This is a genomic window from Jonesia denitrificans DSM 20603 (genome assembly GCF_000024065.1).
Classification (GTDB): domain Bacteria; phylum Actinomycetota; class Actinomycetes; order Actinomycetales; family Cellulomonadaceae; genus Jonesia; species Jonesia denitrificans.
In genome coordinates this window covers 2,524,568-2,541,873 of the sequence record NC_013174.1, presented here as the reverse complement: position 1 = coordinate 2,541,873, position 17,306 = coordinate 2,524,568, and the positions used below count along the sequence as shown (strand labels likewise).

Annotated in this window: 14 protein-coding genes; 7 read left to right on the top strand and 7 right to left on the bottom strand. The window is 60.4% G+C overall.

The annotated features are described in order from the left end of the window. The first annotated feature begins 19 nt into the window (after nucleotides 1-19). Together JDEN_RS11905 and JDEN_RS11900 are read left to right on the top strand one after the other, a co-directional pair. On the top strand, nucleotides 20-2,092 hold the full coding sequence (locus JDEN_RS11905; RefSeq protein WP_015772621.1) for an acyl-CoA dehydrogenase family protein: 2,073 nt from the start codon (nucleotides 20-22) through the stop codon (nucleotides 2,090-2,092). Nucleotides 2,093-2,194: 102 nt separating this feature from the next. Then, nucleotides 2,195-2,620 (top strand): DoxX family protein, encoded by a 426-nt coding sequence (locus tag JDEN_RS11900; RefSeq protein ID WP_015772620.1) that lies wholly within the window; start codon nucleotides 2,195-2,197, stop codon nucleotides 2,618-2,620. Nucleotides 2,621-2,636: 16 nt separating this feature from the next. Here the strand turns inward: JDEN_RS11900 and JDEN_RS11895 are convergent, their stop codons facing one another. After that, nucleotides 2,637-3,557 carry a hypothetical protein gene (locus JDEN_RS11895; protein ID WP_015772619.1) on the bottom strand — a complete coding sequence of 307 codons (921 nt, stop codon included), beginning with the start codon at nucleotides 3,555-3,557 and terminating at the stop codon, nucleotides 2,637-2,639. Then, on the bottom strand, nucleotides 3,554-4,438 hold the full coding sequence (locus JDEN_RS11890) for a hypothetical protein (protein WP_015772618.1): 885 nt from the start codon (nucleotides 4,436-4,438) through the stop codon (nucleotides 3,554-3,556). Before JDEN_RS11890 ends, JDEN_RS11895 begins: the two co-directional genes overlap by 4 nt. Nucleotides 4,439-4,743: 305 nt before the next feature. Between JDEN_RS11890 and JDEN_RS11885 the strand changes: the two genes are divergently transcribed. Then, complete coding sequence (locus JDEN_RS11885) at nucleotides 4,744-6,216, top strand: hemolysin family protein (RefSeq protein WP_015772616.1); 1,473 nt, start codon at nucleotides 4,744-4,746, stop codon at nucleotides 6,214-6,216. After that, on the top strand, nucleotides 6,213-7,280 hold the full coding sequence (locus JDEN_RS11880) for a hemolysin family protein (RefSeq protein ID WP_015772615.1): 1,068 nt from the start codon (nucleotides 6,213-6,215) through the stop codon (nucleotides 7,278-7,280). Before JDEN_RS11885 ends, JDEN_RS11880 begins: the two co-directional genes overlap by 4 nt. 27 nt (nucleotides 7,281-7,307) lie before the next feature. Here JDEN_RS11880 and JDEN_RS11875 read toward each other — a convergent pair whose 3' ends face one another. From JDEN_RS11875 to JDEN_RS13275, 5 genes are all read right to left on the bottom strand, one after another. Beyond that, nucleotides 7,308-8,066, bottom strand: coding sequence for an iron ABC transporter ATP-binding protein (locus JDEN_RS11875; protein ID WP_015772614.1), 759 nt, complete (start codon nucleotides 8,064-8,066; stop codon nucleotides 7,308-7,310). Next, the gene (locus tag JDEN_RS11870; RefSeq protein WP_015772613.1) at nucleotides 8,063-9,070 is read right to left on the bottom strand and encodes an iron chelate uptake ABC transporter family permease subunit; all 1,008 of its coding nucleotides are present in this window, start codon (nucleotides 9,068-9,070) and stop codon (nucleotides 8,063-8,065) included. The genes JDEN_RS11875 and JDEN_RS11870 overlap by 4 nt, the downstream gene beginning before the upstream one ends. Before the next feature lie 53 nt (nucleotides 9,071-9,123). Further along, nucleotides 9,124-10,164 (bottom strand): ABC transporter permease, encoded by a 1,041-nt coding sequence (locus tag JDEN_RS11865; protein ID WP_015772612.1) that lies wholly within the window; start codon nucleotides 10,162-10,164, stop codon nucleotides 9,124-9,126. Between the two features lie 35 nt (nucleotides 10,165-10,199). Next, a complete protein-coding gene (locus JDEN_RS11860; RefSeq protein ID WP_015772611.1) occupies nucleotides 10,200-11,156 on the bottom strand; it encodes a siderophore ABC transporter substrate-binding protein in 957 nt (318 codons plus the stop codon). A 122-nt stretch (nucleotides 11,157-11,278) separates the two neighbouring features. Continuing rightward, nucleotides 11,279-12,094, bottom strand: coding sequence for a DUF2599 domain-containing protein (locus tag JDEN_RS13275; RefSeq protein WP_015772610.1), 816 nt, complete (start codon nucleotides 12,092-12,094; stop codon nucleotides 11,279-11,281). Nucleotides 12,095-12,260: 166 nt separating this feature from the next. Between JDEN_RS13275 and purL the strand changes: the two genes are divergently transcribed. The 3 genes from purL to JDEN_RS11840 all read left to right on the top strand — a co-directional run bounded on the left by purL (nucleotide 12,261) and on the right by JDEN_RS11840 (nucleotide 17,303). Further along, on the top strand, nucleotides 12,261-14,585 hold the full coding sequence (gene purL / locus JDEN_RS11850; RefSeq protein ID WP_015772609.1) for a phosphoribosylformylglycinamidine synthase subunit PurL: 2,325 nt from the start codon (nucleotides 12,261-12,263) through the stop codon (nucleotides 14,583-14,585). An 11-nt stretch (nucleotides 14,586-14,596) separates the two neighbouring features. After that, complete coding sequence (locus JDEN_RS11845) at nucleotides 14,597-15,775, top strand: FAD-dependent oxidoreductase (RefSeq protein ID WP_015772608.1); 1,179 nt, start codon at nucleotides 14,597-14,599, stop codon at nucleotides 15,773-15,775. A gap of 151 nt (nucleotides 15,776-15,926) precedes the next feature. Then, nucleotides 15,927-17,303, top strand: coding sequence for an MFS transporter (locus tag JDEN_RS11840; RefSeq protein WP_015772607.1), 1,377 nt, complete (start codon nucleotides 15,927-15,929; stop codon nucleotides 17,301-17,303). Nucleotides 17,304-17,306: the final 3 nt, after the last annotated feature.

Sequence of the window (17,306 nt, the reverse complement as noted above, 5' to 3'; positions counted from 1 at the left end):
ACACAAAGGAGTGAGCGACATGACTGCCGTCTCGGACCGTCCAACCCGGGTCACCCCCGACAACCCCACCATCAACACCACCTACCTCAGCGAACACCTCCTCGGACGGTGGGCTGACCTGAGAAAAATCGCACGGACACTTGCCCAAGACGAACGGCTCATCCGTGACCCCCACCTCGCCATGGACGAACACCGCGAACGCGTGTTAGCCCAACTGAAAATCCTGGTCACCGAAGCGCAAGTGTTGCGCGCATTCCCCACCCGACTCGGCGGCAAAGACGACGCCGGCGGCGGGATCGCCGGGTTTGAAGAACTCGTCGCCGCGGACCCCTCCCTTCAAATCAAATCAGGGGTGCAATGGGGGCTGTTCTGCGCGGCCATCCACCACTTGGGAACCGAAGAACAACAAGACCGGCTCCTCCAAGACGCCATGGAACTCACCGTTCCTGGCGCGTTCGCCATGACAGAAATTGGGCACGGATCAGATGTCGCCTCCATCGCCACCACTGCAACGTTCGACCCTGAACACGGAGACTTCATCCTCAACACACCCTTTAGGGCAGCGTGGAAAGACTACCTAGGAAACGCAGCACTCCACGGAACAGCCGCTGTTGTGTTCGCTCAACTCATCACTCGCGGCGTCAACCACGGCGTCCACGCGTTCTACGTCCCCATCCGTGAAGTCAACGACGACGGCACCGCAGGACCATGCCTCCCCGGCATCCAATCAGAAGATGACGGCCTCAAAGGTGGGCTTAACGGAATCGACAACGGCCGCCTCGCCTTCACCAACGTGCGAGTCCCACGCGACAACCTCCTCGCCCGCTACGGCAGCGTCGACGACAACGGCGACTACACCTCGCCCATTGACAGCCCCGGACGCCGCTTCTTCACCATGCTCGGCTCCCTCGTTCAAGGGCGTGTCTCCCTCGATGGTGCTGCGGGAGTCGCATCAAAAATTGCGCTCACCACAGCAATCACCTACGGCAACCAGCGACGCCAATTCACCGGTGCATCGGAACACGATGAAACAGTCCTCATGGACTACCAAACCCACCAACGCAGGCTCCTTCCCCTGCTCGCGGAGGTGTATGCCGGGCACTTCGCACACGACCGCCTCCTTGACCTGTTCCACGCAGTGTTCTCCGAAGAGGGAATGGACACCCCCGAAACCCGCGAAGACCTCGAAACCATGGCCGCGGCCCTCAAACCCACCTCCACCTGGCGGGCGCTACACACACTGCAAACCGCACGTGAAGCATGTGGCGGTGCAGGTTTCATGGCGGAAAACCGCCTCGTAGGGTTACGCCAGGACCTCGACATTTATGTCACCTTCGAAGGGGACAACACCGTTTTGTTGCAACTGGTGGGTAAACGGCTCCTCACGGACTACGCCAAACAATTTCGTGACATTGACGGAATTGGGATGGCCCGGTTCGTCGTGGAACGCGCCGCCGACACCGTGCTCTACAAAACCCCCCTGAACCGCACAGTGCAATCCATCCGGGACAGCGGGTTGCGCCGCCGTTCAGCCTCAGAGCTTCGTGAAGAAGAAACCCAACGTGAGCTCCTCACAGACCGGGTCAACACCATGGTGGAACGGCTAGCCCAAGCGCTACGACCTGCGTCAAAAATGCCGCAAGATCAAGCGGCTGCACTGTTTAACTCCCACCAAGCAGAACTCATTGACGCAGCAAAAGCCCATGCTGACCTCCTCCAATGGGAAGCATTCACCAAAGCGCTACTCGACATCGACGACGAAGACACACGCACAGTTCTCACCTGGGTGCGTGACCTGTTCGGGTTGCACACCATTGAAAAGAACCTCGCCTGGTATCTCATTCACGGGCGCATGTCCGCGCAACGTGCGGAAACAGTGACCTCGTACATTGACCGATTGTTGCTGCGCCTGCGCCCGCACGCCCAAGACCTCATTGACTCTTTCGGGTTAGATGATGGGCTGGTTCGCGCTACGATCGCCACCGGTGTTGAGCAGCAACGCCAGGACGAAGCACGCGCTTACTACCGCAAACAGCGTGCCTCAGGTGACGCACCCATTGCCGAAAAAGCCATGAAAAAATCGGCTCGCTGACCCGGTAACGATGTCCCACACCTGGGTTCACTGGGCCCTGGGGCGCACAGCGAACACCACTCAGATCAGGCGGGTGGGCCGGGCAGCAGGTAGCGTGAGCGTATGAGCTCAGCGTCTACCCCTGCCCGGCATCCGCGCCGCCACCCGGCCCGCACTATTGCCCGCATCGCCCTGGGCGTAGCCCTCATTTTTGCGGGAACCAGTCACCTGACTTTTGCCCGTAACGAGTTTGATGCACAGGTCCCCAACTGGGTGCCCATGGACCGTGACACTGTGGTGTTGTTGTCCGGTGGTGTGGAAATCACTTTGGGTGCGCTTCTTCTGGCTGCCCGAAAGAAACGGGGGCTTGTCGGGGTGATCACCGCACTATTTTTTGTTGCGATCTTCCCCGGGAACGTGTCGCAATGGTTAGAGCAACGCGATGCGTTCGGTTTAGATACCGAGGAGAAACGGTTTGGCCGGTTGTTTTTCCAACCTCTCCTTGTGGTGTGGGCGTGGTGGTCAACTGGTCCGCGTTCCCGCGACTAGCCCGCGTAGTTACTCGTTAGGAGCAGGAAGCGCGAGTCTTTTTCCACTGTTTTGTTGTCATGAAGGGGTGTTGGTCCCCGAAATCGTCAGGTGAAAGATACGTCGTGGCGGGCGTGGTGAAGAACGGGTGGGCGTCCGGTGCAAGTTCATCGGGTGTGCTGGTGGTGGTGAGGTATCCGTCAGTGAGGAGGGTACACACCTCGTAGTCTTCTGTTGCGGTGATGTTGATGTTCCACAGTCCATGTTCGGAGTAGGTGGTGAATGTGTTTGTTGGCGTGGTGGCCACAGACAGCCACCGTGTGGTGGGTAGTGCCCGCACCTGCCCGTCGGGGTCTTTGTAGTGGTAGAGGATGCGTAGCATGAGGGTGAGTTTGGCGCCGGGTTTGGCTAATCCGTCATAGTCAGCGGTGATGGCGTTCCACGAGTAGGTGGCAACCGAGGTGTCGAGGAGGGTTGAGCCTTTGGGGAGGCGGGTCATGCTGTTGGCAAGGTAGCCGTAGTACATGCCGTCTTCACCGGGGGTGAAGTGGTCACCCATGTCATTCATGACCCGTGATCCCCATTTTTTGTACCGCTTTTTCACCGTGGCGACGTCTGGTGCCAGGATGGTTCGTTCATCGAGGTACATGTGGTTGGCGTAGTTGATCATCCAGGTGCTGACCAGACGCATGTGGCGGGCATCGAGTTGCCCTTGTTGGGTTGCGTACGGGGTGATGTGCAGGGTGGTGAGTGGGGTCCAATCGCTGGTGGCGTCGATGATCGGTTGGGGGAGTGCGGTGGGGTCTGGTGGTGTGTTCGTCACTTGTTCAGTGGGTTCACTTGCCGATGTGCTCCGTGGGGCTGGGTCCTCTGGCGCGGTGTCAGCGGGTTGGGTTGTGCACCCTGTGATGAGTGTTCCGGCGAGGAGGGCGGTCAGTGTTGTGCGGATGAGGTTCATGCGGACTCCCCCTTGCAGGTGTTTTTTGTGGCGGTTTTTTCGGTGTCTGTTGCGGCGGGGTGGTCTTTGCTGTAGTCCTCAAGGGACATGAAGTCGTCTGGTGGCAGTGTGAAGAAGACCCAGGCTGTGGGGTCGATGTTGCTGGGGTGTTGGTCGCTGGTGAGTGCGCCGTCGAACAGGGCTGCGCAGGGGTCGTTGTCGGTCGCGTAGGCGCTGAATCCGTGGCCCCAATATCCTGATTGGCTGGCCCAGTGGGGGTCGTCGGTGTGAACGCTGTGCCACCTCAGGAGGGGGACCGCCCGGATGACCCCATCTGGGTCAGTGAATCGGTAAAGGACACGCCACATGAGGGTGAGTTGCACTCCGGGGGTGCCGTCAGTGTAGGTGAAGGTGTCGGCGTGCCACGACGAGGTGTACACGGAGGTGTCGAGGAGGGTTGAGCCTTTGGGGAGTCGGGACGCACGGTAGAGCCACGCCGAGTCTCGTGATCCGTCCTCGAGCGTGGAGAACTCTGTCAGCTTCCCAGTTCCTTCGGGCAGCCACGGGGTGATGAGGTCGCGGGTGTCTTTGATGCTGTCTGCCAAGATGACGGACTCATCGATTGTCGACATGCGTGCATAGTTGATGATTTCGTCGCTCATGAGGGCGAGATCGTCGCGGGTGAAGTCACCAACGGGTTCGGTGTACCGCTCAATGAAGAACTCGTTGATGGGGGTCCATTGGGCAACAGCATCATCAAGTGCTGGATTGTTGGGCCCAGGTTCCTCCACATCAGGGGTGGCGGTTGTGGTCGCGGCAGGGTCAGGGGCAGGTGTTTGGTGACTGCACCCGGTCAAGAAAGCTGCCACGAGGGCAACACTCCATGCGGTTCGTAATGTCATAGTTGGTCCTTACAGGGCTGCGGCTCAATGCCCACCAGACGCTACCAACACCTCAGCCGCAGAACAGCGAAAATAGTGAGTTATCCACAGGGCGAAGGGTCACATGGGTGCAACTGCCCGCACGTTGCCGCACAGGTGTGAAAATGATTGAACATCTACCAAGAACACCCACTTGCCGTTTACAGTGAGAACTACCGGTGCACACGCACCCCCAAGAATTGCCACAAGAGAAAGGCCATCGTGGACAACCCTGGTCATAGTCCCAGCCACCTCCCCACCCGCATGAACACAGGGGAGGTGGACACGTGGAAGTGATCTCGATCCTTGCAGCGATCGTTCTCATCATTGGTTGCGGCATGTTTGTCGCAGCCGAGTTTTCTTTGATCACCGTCAACAAAAACACGGTGAAAGCCCATGCAGACGCCGGTGATCGGCGTGCCCAAGGCGTCCTCACGTCAGTGAAAACCCTGTCCACCCAACTGTCCGGAGCCCAACTAGGCATCACCGTGACAAACCTCGGCATCGGGTTCCTCGCCGAACCAGCCATCGCCCAACTCACCTACCCCACCCTCGTAACCTGGGGTTTGAGCAGTGGACAAGCACGATCCGTGTCCATCGCCATCGCACTGATCCTCGCAACCGGCGCCACCATGATCTTCGGTGAACTCGTCCCCAAAAACCTTGCCATCGCCAAACCCTGGGAAACAGTACGCACCGTCGCCGGATTCCAACGCGGCTTCGTCCGCGCAACCGCACCACTCATCAAGTTCTTCAACGGCACCGCCAACAAAGTCATTGGAACACTAGGCATCGAACCACAAGAAGAACTCGCCTCAGCCCGATCCGCTGAAGAACTCGCCTACCTTGTGCGCCACTCCGCTGACCAAGGCGCACTACCCGTCGAAACAGCCCAACTTGTCGAAAAATCCTTCGCCTTCGGGGAACGCCGCGCCCACGACGCCATGACACCACGCTCACGCATGGTCACCATCGACCCCACCGCCACAGCGCAGGACGTCCTGATCACCGCCAAAGACACTGGCTACTCCCGCTTCCCTGTCATGACACCAGGAAGCGACCACGTAGACGGGATCGTACACGTCCGCTCCGCGCTCGCAGTACCCCACCACGACCGTGCCACCACGGCGGTAGGAACAGTGATGGGTGACGCCACCTACGTTCCAGACACCTTAGAACTTGATGACCTCATGGACACACTGCGGTCCGGCAACCTCCAAATGGCTGTTCTCATCTCCGAAACAGGCGACATCGCAGGGCTGATCACCCTTGAAGACCTCGTTGAAGAACTCGTCGGTGAAGTACGCGACGAACACGACCCAGATGACGGATCCATCGAAGTGATCTCCGACCATTCCTGGACCTTCGACGCTTCCATGCGCCCCGACGAAGTCAACGACGTCATGGAATTCCCCATCCCTGAGCACGAAGACTACGAAACACTTGCCGGTCTCATGAACCTCCACCTGGGACGCCTTGCATCAGTGGGCGACGCCCTCCTCATCTCAGAGGTGGGTGAGGTCATTGAAGATGACCACTCCGAGGAAGCTGACGCGATCCGCACCGGCTACCGGGCCCGCCTCATGGTGACCGAAGTGGACGGTCACCGAATTGAGCGGATCCTCATCACCGTGCACGGCCACGCACACAAAGGCCACCGCACCGACGCAGTGCGCCCCCACGCCTCCCGGCACACAAGCGCACCGAGCCCCCGCACCGGAAGCCAGCAGCGCATCGACAATCACGGAGCACCATCATGAACGCCGCCACAGGGATCGCCCTGACGATCGGGCTTCTTCTCGCTAACGCGTTTTTTGTTGGTGCAGAGTTTGCGCTCATTTCTGCGCGCCGCAGCATCATTGAACCCCGCGCCCAACAAGGGGGCCGGGCCGCACGCATGACACTGTGGGGAATTGAACACGTGTCCCTCATGATGGCAACCGCCCAACTGGGGATCACTGTGTGCTCCCTGGCGTTAGGGTATGTGGCCGAACCGGCGATCGCCCACCTCCTTGAACCACCGTTTCACGCCGCCGGTGTCCCAGACACCTTTGTGCACCCCATCGCGTTCGCGATCGCGTTGTCTCTTGTCACCTACCTGCATGTGGTGTTTGGGGAAATGGTGCCGAAGAACATCGCGCTTGCCGGACCGGAACGGATGGCTGTGGTGTTAGGCCCAGTTCTTGTGGTGTTGTACAAGATCTTTGCGCCGATCCTCACCATGTTCAACGGCATCGGTAACGGTGTGTTGCGCCTCATGAAAGTGCAACCCAAAGACGAAGTGACCTCAGTGTTTACCCGAGACGAAGTGTCCGGGTTGGTGGAGGAATCCCGTGATGGTGGGTTGATCACGGCGGAAGATGAGCAACTACTGCTCAACGCGTTGACCTTCCAGTCCCGCTCAGTGGAGAACATTGTCTTGCCGATGCCTTCATTGCGTTGTCTACCCCACGGGTTCACCCCGGAGCAGGCAGAACACGTGGCATTAGCAGGGTTTTCCCGGTTCCCAGTGTTGGGTCCTCACGCGGAAGAGGGCGGTCACCACCGCCCGGTCGGGTACGTTCACATCAAGGATTTCCTGGTGGTCCCCGACGATCAGCGTGACGTACCGGTGTCTTCTGAACTCATCCGCGCCATGCCCACCGTGTCCAGTGAGGATTCGTTGCAAAAAGTGCTGTCCACGATGCAACGGGCTGGTGCTCACCTTGCCGTGGTTGACGATGCGCACGCCCAGTTGTTGGGTGTGGTCACGTTGGAGGATGTGTTGGAGGAACTGGTAGGGCAGATCCGTGATGACTCCCGTGGTGCCCGCGCCGCCCGGTAGGGCGGTGCGGGGGCACGGCCAGATCGGTTAGGTGAAGTACACGCCGATCCGTTTCCCGTCGATCTTTTCGATGCGGATGTCAATGTCGTAAATGGTGCGCAGAACATCGGTGGACATAATGTCGTCGGGGGTGCCTTCGCAGATGAGGTTCCCGTCGCGCAGTGCAAGGATGCGGTCGGAGTAGCAGGACGCGAAGTTAATGTCGTGGACCACAACCACCACTGTTTTCCCGAACTCGTCTGCCAAGCGGCGGATGAGTTTCATGGTTTCGACCGAGTGTTTCATGTCGAGGTTGTTCAGAGGTTCGTCCAAAAGCAGGTAGGTGGTGTCTTGGGCGAGCACCATGGCAATGAACGCGCGTTGCCGTTGACCGCCGGAGAGTTCGTCCACGAATTTGTTGGCCATGCTGGTGAGGTCAAGTTGGGCCATCGCCTTGTCGATGTGTTCCCGATCGATGCTGGTCAGGCGGCCTTGGGAGTGGGGGAAGCGCCCAAACGCAACGAGGTCGCGTACGGAAAGGCGCATCGTCAGGTGGTTTTCTTGCCGCAGGATCGCCATGGTTGTGGCGAGTTGGCGACTGGGGGTGGTGGTGACGTCGAGGCCACCCACCTCAATGCGGCCCCCATCCATGGGGGCGAGCCGTGAGATGAGGGACAGCAGCGTGGATTTACCGCCGCCGTTGGGACCGATGATGGAGGTGACTCCGTGGGCTGGGATTGTGGTGGTCACGTCATTGACGGCAACGAGGTCACCGAATTGTTTGCGTGCGTTGTCAATGCGGATCACTTCAACGAGCCTCTCAACAGCAGGAATAGGAACACAATGCCACCGGTGAATTCGATGACGATCGATAGGGCGGTCGCGAACCCGAAGACGTGCTCCAGGACGAGTTGACCCCCAACAAGAGTGATGATGCCCAGCAGGGAGGTGATGGCAAGGATCCAGCCGTGGCTGAAGCTGCGGCACATCTGGTAGGCCAAGGAGGCGATGAGCAAACCAAAGAATGTGACTGGCCCAACGAGCGCGGTTGACACAGAAACCAGCAGCGACGACATGACCAGCACTGTCATGACGGTGCGGTGATGGTTGACCCCCAGGTTGATCGCGTGGGAGCGGCCGAGTGCCATGACGTCGAGGATGTGGCGCATCCGCCATGCGAGAGCTGCACACGCGGCAACAAGTGCTGCTGAAATCCACACGAGAACGGGATCGACCAGGTTAAACGAAGCGAAGAACAGGTCTTGCAAAATAATGTACTCGCTGGGGTCAATGAGGCGTTGCAGGAGTGATGCGAGCCCACGGAACAGGGTTCCGAGAACAATCCCGACGAGCAGCATGAGGTGAAGTGAGGTGACTGCCCCGGTGAACAGCCACCGGTAGAGCAGGAACGAGAACGTCACCATGAGTGCCACTTCAATGAGGAAGCGCACGGATTGGTCGGTGGTGAGCCAGGCACTGGCCCCAAAAACGAACACCACCACGGTTTGCAGCAGCAGGTACAGGGCATCAAACCCCATGATGGATGGGGTGAGGATGCGGTTCGCAGTCACTGTTTGGAACATGACGGTGGATAAAGCAACGGCCACACCGACGAGGACCATGGCGCTGACTCGGGTGATGCGGCGCGGCAGGATGTAGGCGATGTTTCCCTCAAGCCCCAGCGTGAGAAACACAGCCACTGACAGCACGGCGAGGATGGTCAGCAGTGCGGTCACACCGGCTGGTGAGGCAAGCGCAAGGTGGGGTCGGCGTGCAGAGGGTGAGGCGAGCACGCGAGCTGGGTGGGGCATCGACAATATCCTGATGTGGTGGCGGGCAGGTCAGCGAAAACAGGGGGCCGGTGTTACAAGGCGCCGGTGCGGCGCCGGTGCAGGAGCATCCCAAGGAAAAAGGTTGCCCCCACCACGCCCATGACCATGGATACGGGAACTTCGTAGGGGTAGCGGATGGTGCGTCCAACGATGTCACACAGCAGCACAATTCCGGCTCCAAACAGTGCAGTCCAGGGTACGGCTCGGCGCAGGTTATCCCCAAAAATCATGGAAACCAGGTTGGGGACAACCAACCCAAGGAACGGGATCGCGCCCACGGTGACGACAACAACGGCGGTGATGAGCGCAACGATAGTCATTCCCAGGCGCATGATGGCCCGGTAGTTCAGGCCAAGGTTGGTGGTGAAGTCGGCGCCCATCCCAGCGACGGTGAACCGGTCAGCGGCGAGGTAACCCGCGAGTGTCATTGCTGCGACCAGCCATAATAGTTCGTATCGGCCGCGAAGGACCCCGGAGAAATCGCCGATCATCCAGGTGTTGAGGGTTTGGAGGAGGTCATGCCGGTAGGCGAAGAACGTGGTGACGGCGGCGATGACGCCGCCCAGCATGATCCCGACCAGTGGCACGAGCAGGGTGTTGCGGGTGGGCAGACGGTTGATGATGCTGAGGAAGATCCACGTGCCGATCAGCGCGAAGACAGCAGCGACGCCCATTTTCGCGATGATGGGTGCAGCGGGCAGGGCAACTGTCACGATCAAAATGCCGAGTGTGGCGGATTCGACGGTCCCGACCATGGAGGGTTCCACAAACCGGTTGCGGGCCATCTGTTGCATGATGAGCCCTGCGATTGCGAGAGCGGCGCCCGCGAGGATGACGGACAGGGTGCGTGGTATGCGGGAGATCCACAGGATTTCCCACGCGCCTTGGTCGCCTGCAGCCAGGCGGGGGAGGCTCACGTCGGAGACTCCGACGAACATGGAGACAACGGCGAGCAGGAGGACGGTGGCGAGTGCGCCACTCAGGAGCAGGTAGGGGCGTGAACGGCCGGTGGCCGTGTCCGTCACGGGTGTGATGGACACGGCCTGGGCTGGTTCGACTGCTGTCAGTGCCATGACGTGACCTTGTCGATGCGAGGGTGTGGTGGGGTTTACAGGGCTTGTGCGACTTCGCCGATCATGGCGGGAAGGTTGTTGAGCCCGTATCCCACGAGGTACCAGGAGCCACCGTCAAGGTTGATGATCTTGTTGTTTTTGGCGGCGTTGGTGGAGTTGACGAGTTCATTGTCGAGGACAGCCTCGGAGGCGTCGGTGGATTCACCGAAGGCAGCGTCACGGTCGATCGCGTAGAGGATGTCAGGGTTTGTTTCTTTGACGAACTCGAAGGATACGGCTTCACCGTGTGGGCCTTCGGAAGCGATGTCGGCGGCGGTGGGGAAACCGAGGACGTCGTGGATGAGACCAAAGCGGGACCCGGCGCCGTATGCGGTGACTTCAGTGGCGGAGGTCATGAGGATCAGAGCGTTACCAGCGTTGGCTGCCTCGGCTTTGATGGAGTCAATTTGTTCGGTGATGCCGGTGAGTTTCCCGGCCACTTCGTCTTCCTTGTCGAAGATTTTGCCCAGTGTTTCGGTGTGTTCGGTGAAGGAGGGCAGTGGGTCGGTGGCGTCGACGGTGAGGTCAATGGTGGGGGCGATTTTGGAGAGTTCTTCGTAGGACTCTGATAGTCGCGCGGAGATGATGATGAGGTCGGGGTCGCCGTTGGCGATTGCTTCAAGGTCGGGTTCTTTCATGGAACCGACTTTGGCGTAGTCGTCGGAGGCGTATTGCGACAGTGAGGCAGGGTAGACGGCGTCGGGGACACCGGCAACGTCAACACCCAGTGAGGTGAGGGAGTCAAGGACACCTAGGTCGAAGGTGTAGACCGTGTCGGGGTTGACGGGCACATCAGTGGTGCCTTGTGCGTGAGTCACGCTGATGGTGTCACCGGAATCTGCGGTGGTGTCGGCGGCGTTGTCGCCTTGGGCTTCAGAGCTGCATGCTCCAAGTGCCAGGAGGGTGGCGAGGGCTGCGCTGATTCCGAGGGTGGACCTCGTGGTTGTCTTCACGGTCGTGTCTTCCTGCCGGGTCGGATATTTTCGCATTAATTACGGAACGGTAGCGTTGCGTAATTCCTGACTGACAGCAACAGTAAAGGTTAGGCTTACCTCAGCGCAACCCTCGTCTCGGGTTATTGTGACTCTGGGTTACATAGCGCCGCCATCATCTGCGGCAGCGGCACCGCAGGACGCCACGGTTCCAGATTCCACGTGTCCTTCGCCGAGGCGCCCAACGCGTGACAAGCAAACTGTTCCTCCATCCCCGGAATATCAGCATCAGCGTCACGCTCCACAACGTCAGCCCACCCGAAGCGGGCCACCGTGACGCCGCCAGCGCGACCCCACGTGCTCGGAGTCACCGCCAACGACGACCCTCCCTCCGCCACCCCCCATGTGACAGACCCCACAGAATCTATGCCCACTGTGACCGCAACCGACCCGTCGTGCGTCACCGGCGCATCGGCAAGCTCCACCACCAGCGCGCCGCCCTCTCGCACCGCCCACCTGCCCACCACATCCCCAGCCCCATCACCACTTGCGACCTCACGCGCAGCGGACAACCCCACAACAAACTCACCCTCGACCGTCACTGCAACGGTGCCATCAACCTCAACCTGCGCAGCCAACCCATCTGGCCCCTCCAGGGCCACAGCGACCGTACCGTTCTTGCTCAGAGGTACCCGCACCACGGCGCCGGAGTGAGGATCACCAGAGACGACGCGCCCACCAGTCACGGACCACCCCTGACCATCTACCGTGACCGTTGCCGAGGGTGACAACGCCACGTCGTCATCACGTGTCGTGGCGTCCCCAGGTGCGCGTGAGGATAATGGTTCAGACGCCGACGGTGCCGGGCGGTTCGCCTCCCCGCCCGGCGCAGAACCACCGCACCCAGCAACCACCGCCGCCACCATCACACACGCTGCTACCCACATCACACGTCTCATACCCCGTTCCTATCACGCACCCCCACCCTCATGTGCCGCTCACCACGTTAAACGGTTGCCGACAAGGTGTTGAGACACCCCCACCCTCCACCACCCCACACCGGCTAGAATCAAAGCGTCTTGCCGATGCGCCCACGCGCCGCGCACACCACTCATGAGGGAACGAATGACTGCCTCCAGCACGCCCACCCCGGACACCGTCGACCACGCAGCGAACACCCCGGACGAGGAACAGCCTTACGCATCCCTCGGACTCAAAGACGACGAATACCAACGCATCCGCGACATCCTCGGCCGCCGCCCCACAGCAGCCGAACTCGCCATGTACTCCGTCATGTGGTCCGAGCACTGCTCCTACAAATCCTCCAAAGTCCACCTGCGCACCTTCGGTGACAAAACCACCCCCGAGATGACGAAAAACCTCCTCGTCGGAATCGGCGAAAACGCAGGCGTCGTCGACATCGGCGACGGCTGGGCAGTGACCTTCAAAGTCGAATCCCACAACCACCCCTCCTACGTTGAGCCCTACCAAGGCGCAGCAACAGGAGTCGGCGGGATCGTCCGCGACATCATCTCCATGGGTGCACGGCCCGTCGCCGTCATGGACCAACTCCGCTTCGGAGACGTCAACCACCCAGACACCGCACGCGTCGTCCACGGTGTCGTCGCAGGAGTCGGCGGATACGGAAACTCACTCGGCCTTCCCAACATCGGCGGAGAACTCGTCTTCGACTCCTGCTACCAAGGCAACCCCCTGGTCAACGCGCTCGCCGTGGGTGTTCTTCGCCACGAAGACATCCACTTGGCCAACGCATCAGGTGTCGGCAATAAAGTGGTCCTGTTCGGGGCCCGCACCGGTGGTGACGGGATCGGTGGCGCATCGATCCTCGCCTCCGAAACCTTCGAAGATGGCGTCCCCACCAAACGCCCATCCGTGCAAGTGGGAGACCCCTTCATGGAAAAAGTCCTCATCGAATGCTGCCTGGAACTTTTCCATGCAGGTGTTGTTGAGGGAATCCAAGACCTCGGTGCTGCCGGTATTTCTTGCGCCACCTCCGAACTCGCCTCCAACGGTGACGGCGGCATGCACGTATGGCTCGATGACGTTCTCCTGCGTGACCCCACCCTCACCGCAGGTGAGATCCTCATGTCAGAATCGCAAGAGCGCATGATGGCTGTCGTCCGCCCTGACAAACTCGACGAGTTCCTCGCCATCACGACCAAATGGGATGTGGAATCCTCCGTGGTTGGGGAAGTGAACGATTCGGGTCGCCTGACCATCGACCACCACGGGCACCGCATCGTCGATGTGGACCCCCGCACAGTGGCCCACGAAGGGCCGGTCTACCACCGCCCCTACGCCCGCCCCGCCTGGCAAGATGCCCTCAACCGCAACACAACAGTCGCAGCCGGGCTAGCTCGCCCCAGCACAGCAGACGAGTTGCGCGCCACCGCGCTGCAACTCCTGGGCTCACCGAACCTGTGCTCCAAGGAGTGGGTCACCAACCAGTACGACCGCTACGTTCAAGGCAACACTGCGCTGTCACAACCCGATGACGCCGGTGTGATCCGCGTCGATGAATCCACCAACCTCGGGGTCGCGATTGCCACTGACGCCAACGGGCGGTACGGCAAACTTGACCCCCGCACTGGTGCGCAACTCGCCCTCGCTGAGGCGTACCGCAACGTGGCCGCTGCTGGGGCCCGCCCCATGGCCATCACCGACTGCTTGAACTTCGGGTCCCCAGAAGACCCCGATTCCATGTGGCAACTGGTGGAAGCCATTGAAGGTCTCGCGGATGCCTGCATGGAGTTGACTGTTCCCGTGACCGGTGGAAACGTCTCCCTTTACAACGGAACCGGAGAACCAGGAAACATTGACTCCTCCATCCACCCCACACCCGTGGTCGGTGTCCTTGGAGTCATTGACGACGTCCGCCACTCCGTCACCTCAGGGTGGCGCAACGAAGGCGACGCCATCTACCTGCTTGGCACCACCCGCGACGAACTCGACGGGTCCGCGTGGGCTGACGTTATCCATGGCCACCTTGGCGGGGTACCACCATTGGTGAACCTCCCCGCCGAACGTGCCCTGGGAGCTGTTTTAGTCACCGCAGCCCGTGATTCACTGGTCTCAGCAGCCCATGACCTCTCCGAAGGAGGCCTCATCCAGGGGCTCCTGGAATCATGCTTGCGTTACGGTGTGGGTGCCCGCGTGGACATCACCCCGATCGTTGAGCGTGACTCCATCAGCCAGTTCGCGGCCCTGTTCTCCGAGTCCACCGCCCGGGTCCTGGTGGCTGTGCCACGAGAAGACGAAGTTCGCTTTGTGGACTCCCTGGTGGGTCGATCCGTGCCACACGCACGCATCGGTGAAGTGGGGCACGACGACAACGGAGAAGCGGCGCTCGCTGTGGATGGCCTGTTCAGCATCGCGCTCAGTGAAGCACGCGACATCCACACCGCGACGTTGCCGACACTGTTCGGGTAAGGTGCTTTCTGGTGTCTGCCCAATGGGACGTGGTCATTGTGGGCGGCGGGGCAATGGGTTCCGCCGCCGCATGGCAGTTGGCCCGGCGTGGGCGTTCAGTGGTGGTGTGTGAACAGTTTTCTGTGGGGCACACGCGCGGGTCCTCACATGGGGGGTCCCGTATTTACCGGACCACGTATGCGCAACCCGAGTATGTGGGGTTGATGCGGCAGGCGCTAGGGGAGTGGGACCTCCTTGAGGCGGAGTCGGGTGTGAACCTGCTCAGCAGGGTGGGGTTGGTGTCCCACGGTTTTCCGCCCGTGGATTTCGAACAGCCGATGCGCGATGCGGGTATCCCCGTTGAGGTGCTGTCCGCTGTTGAGGCGCGGGAACGCTGGCCCGGGATGCGCTGTGAGGGCAAGGTGTTGTTTGAGCACAGTACGGCGGGGCGTGTGAATGCGGACTTGGCGGTGGCGGTGCTGCAGCAGGAAGCTGTCCGGCACGGCGCGCAGGTGCGTCACAATACCCGGGTGATTGATGTGCGTCAGCACCCAGGGTTCGTTGAGGTTGTCACTGAGGGGGAGACACTCACAGCGTCACGGGTGGTGTTAGCCACGGGCGGGTGGATGAATGCTCTCGCGCCAAGGGCCACTGGTGTGGATCAGGCGTTGCCGTTGGATGTTATTGAGGTCGCCCCAGCGCACTTTGCGCTCGCGGAGTCTTTGCCGTCGGGGGACCCAAACCCCATGGCTGAGGATACGTGGCCGTCGTTCACACACGATCATGCCCCAACGCACCCGGTCACAGGTGAACCGACTAGGTGGCCTGGCATTGTGTACGGGTTGGCGACCCCTGGTGAGGGCATCAAAGTGGGGTTCAACGCCTATGGTCGCACCGTCACCGCTGACACGCGTACTTTCACTTACGCCGCTGGTGATGACGCGTTGCACCGCGATTATGTGCGGCAATGGTTGCCGGGGTTGAACCCGGATGCCAGCGAGTTTTTGTCCTGCACCTACACCAAAACACCGAGCAACGATTTTGTTCTTGACCGGTGTGGGCGGGTCGTGGTGGCGTCACCGTGTTCTGGGCATGGTTTCAAGTTCACGCCCACCTTGGGTGGGTTGATCGCTGATCTGGCCACGGAACCAGACGATGCGCCAACGTCGTCGGTCCCTGAACTGTTTCGGTTGGCCCATCACCTGAGGTAGAGCACGCTGTCGTCATCTCACAACGGTGTGGGTGGTGTGTGCGGTCATTGTTACCGCGGTGTCACTGGTCGCGGCGTCTGGTGGAAACATCGGGTGGATAGGTTCGCTGGTGTCCGTATTTGTGGCTACCAGGCGAGCTGGGGGATGACTCATGACGACGTCGATCACACCACCAACAACACACACTGAACCGTCACCGGTTGTCGAAACCGGTGATAGGGGTGGCTTTGTGCGAGAGCGGGGCCGGTGGCTTCGTGGCTGGAACCCGGATGATCCGGTGCAGTGGGAGCAGGGCGGTCACCGGGTGGCACGGCGTAACCTGTACGGGTCAATTTACGCCGAGTTCCTCGGTTTTTGTGTGTGGGCGTTGTGGTCGGTGACCGTCCCGATGCTCCCTCAGGCTGGTTTTGTGTTGAGTGTGGATCAACAATTCTGGCTCATCGCAGTACCAAGTCTCGTCGGTGCTGCCATGCGCATCCCGTACACCTTCACTGTCCCGATTTTTGGGGGACGTAATTGGACGATCATTTCTGCGCTTCTGCTTCTTATCCCCGTGGTGGGGTTGGCGTGGGCGGTGTCGAACCCGCAGATCAGTTTCACGACCCTTCTTGTGGTGGCAAGTCTGGCAGGGTTTGGGGGAGGGAACTTTGCGTCCTCAATGACCAACATTTCGTTCTTCTACCCAGAACGTGACAAAGGTAAAGCGTTAGGGTTGAACGCTGCCGGCGGGAATTTGGGTACCGGGCTGGTGCAAATGGTTGTGCCGTTGGTGGTCACTGCTGGTGCTGGGGTGGCGTTGAACCGTGCTGGGCTCATGTTCATTCCGCTCATTGTCATTGCCGCGTTTGTGGCGTGGCGGTGGATGGATAACCTCCATGATGTGGCCTCGGACCCGCGCACGTTTGCTCGCGCGGGACGCCACCCGCATACGTGGCTCATTTCGTTCCTCTACATTGGTACGTTTGGTTCGTTCATTGGGTATTCTGGGGCGTTTCCCACCCTGTTGAAGAACGAGTTCCCGCAGGTGACGCTGTCGATTGCGTTCCTTGGTGCTCTGGTGGGTGCGCTAACTAGACCGCTGGGTGGGATGCTCGCTGACCGTGTGGGTGGGGCGCGCCTGACCGTGGTGTGTTTTGGGGGACTGGCAGTGGGGGCGGCAGGGGCGATCCTTGGCCTTCACACAGGGTCATTCACTGTCTTCTTCTTTTCTTTCCTCCTGCTGTTTGCTGCATCGGGAGTGGGGAACGGGTCAACGTACCGGATGATCCCGGCCGTCTTCCGCACCGGGGTGGCCCCACACAAGCTGGCTTCAGCCCGCCAGGCAGCTGCCGGATGCATTGGTATTGCTGGGGCGATCGGGGCGGTCGGCGGGTTTCTTATCCCACGGGGATTTGCCATGTCCACATCGCTGGCAGGCTCTCTTATTCCCGCGCTGATCGTGTTCATTGGGGTGTACCTCCTCATGGGCGCCCTCACCTGGGTGTTGTATGTGCGCCGGTCCTCCGTGTTCGCCCAGGAAGGTGTGTAAGGG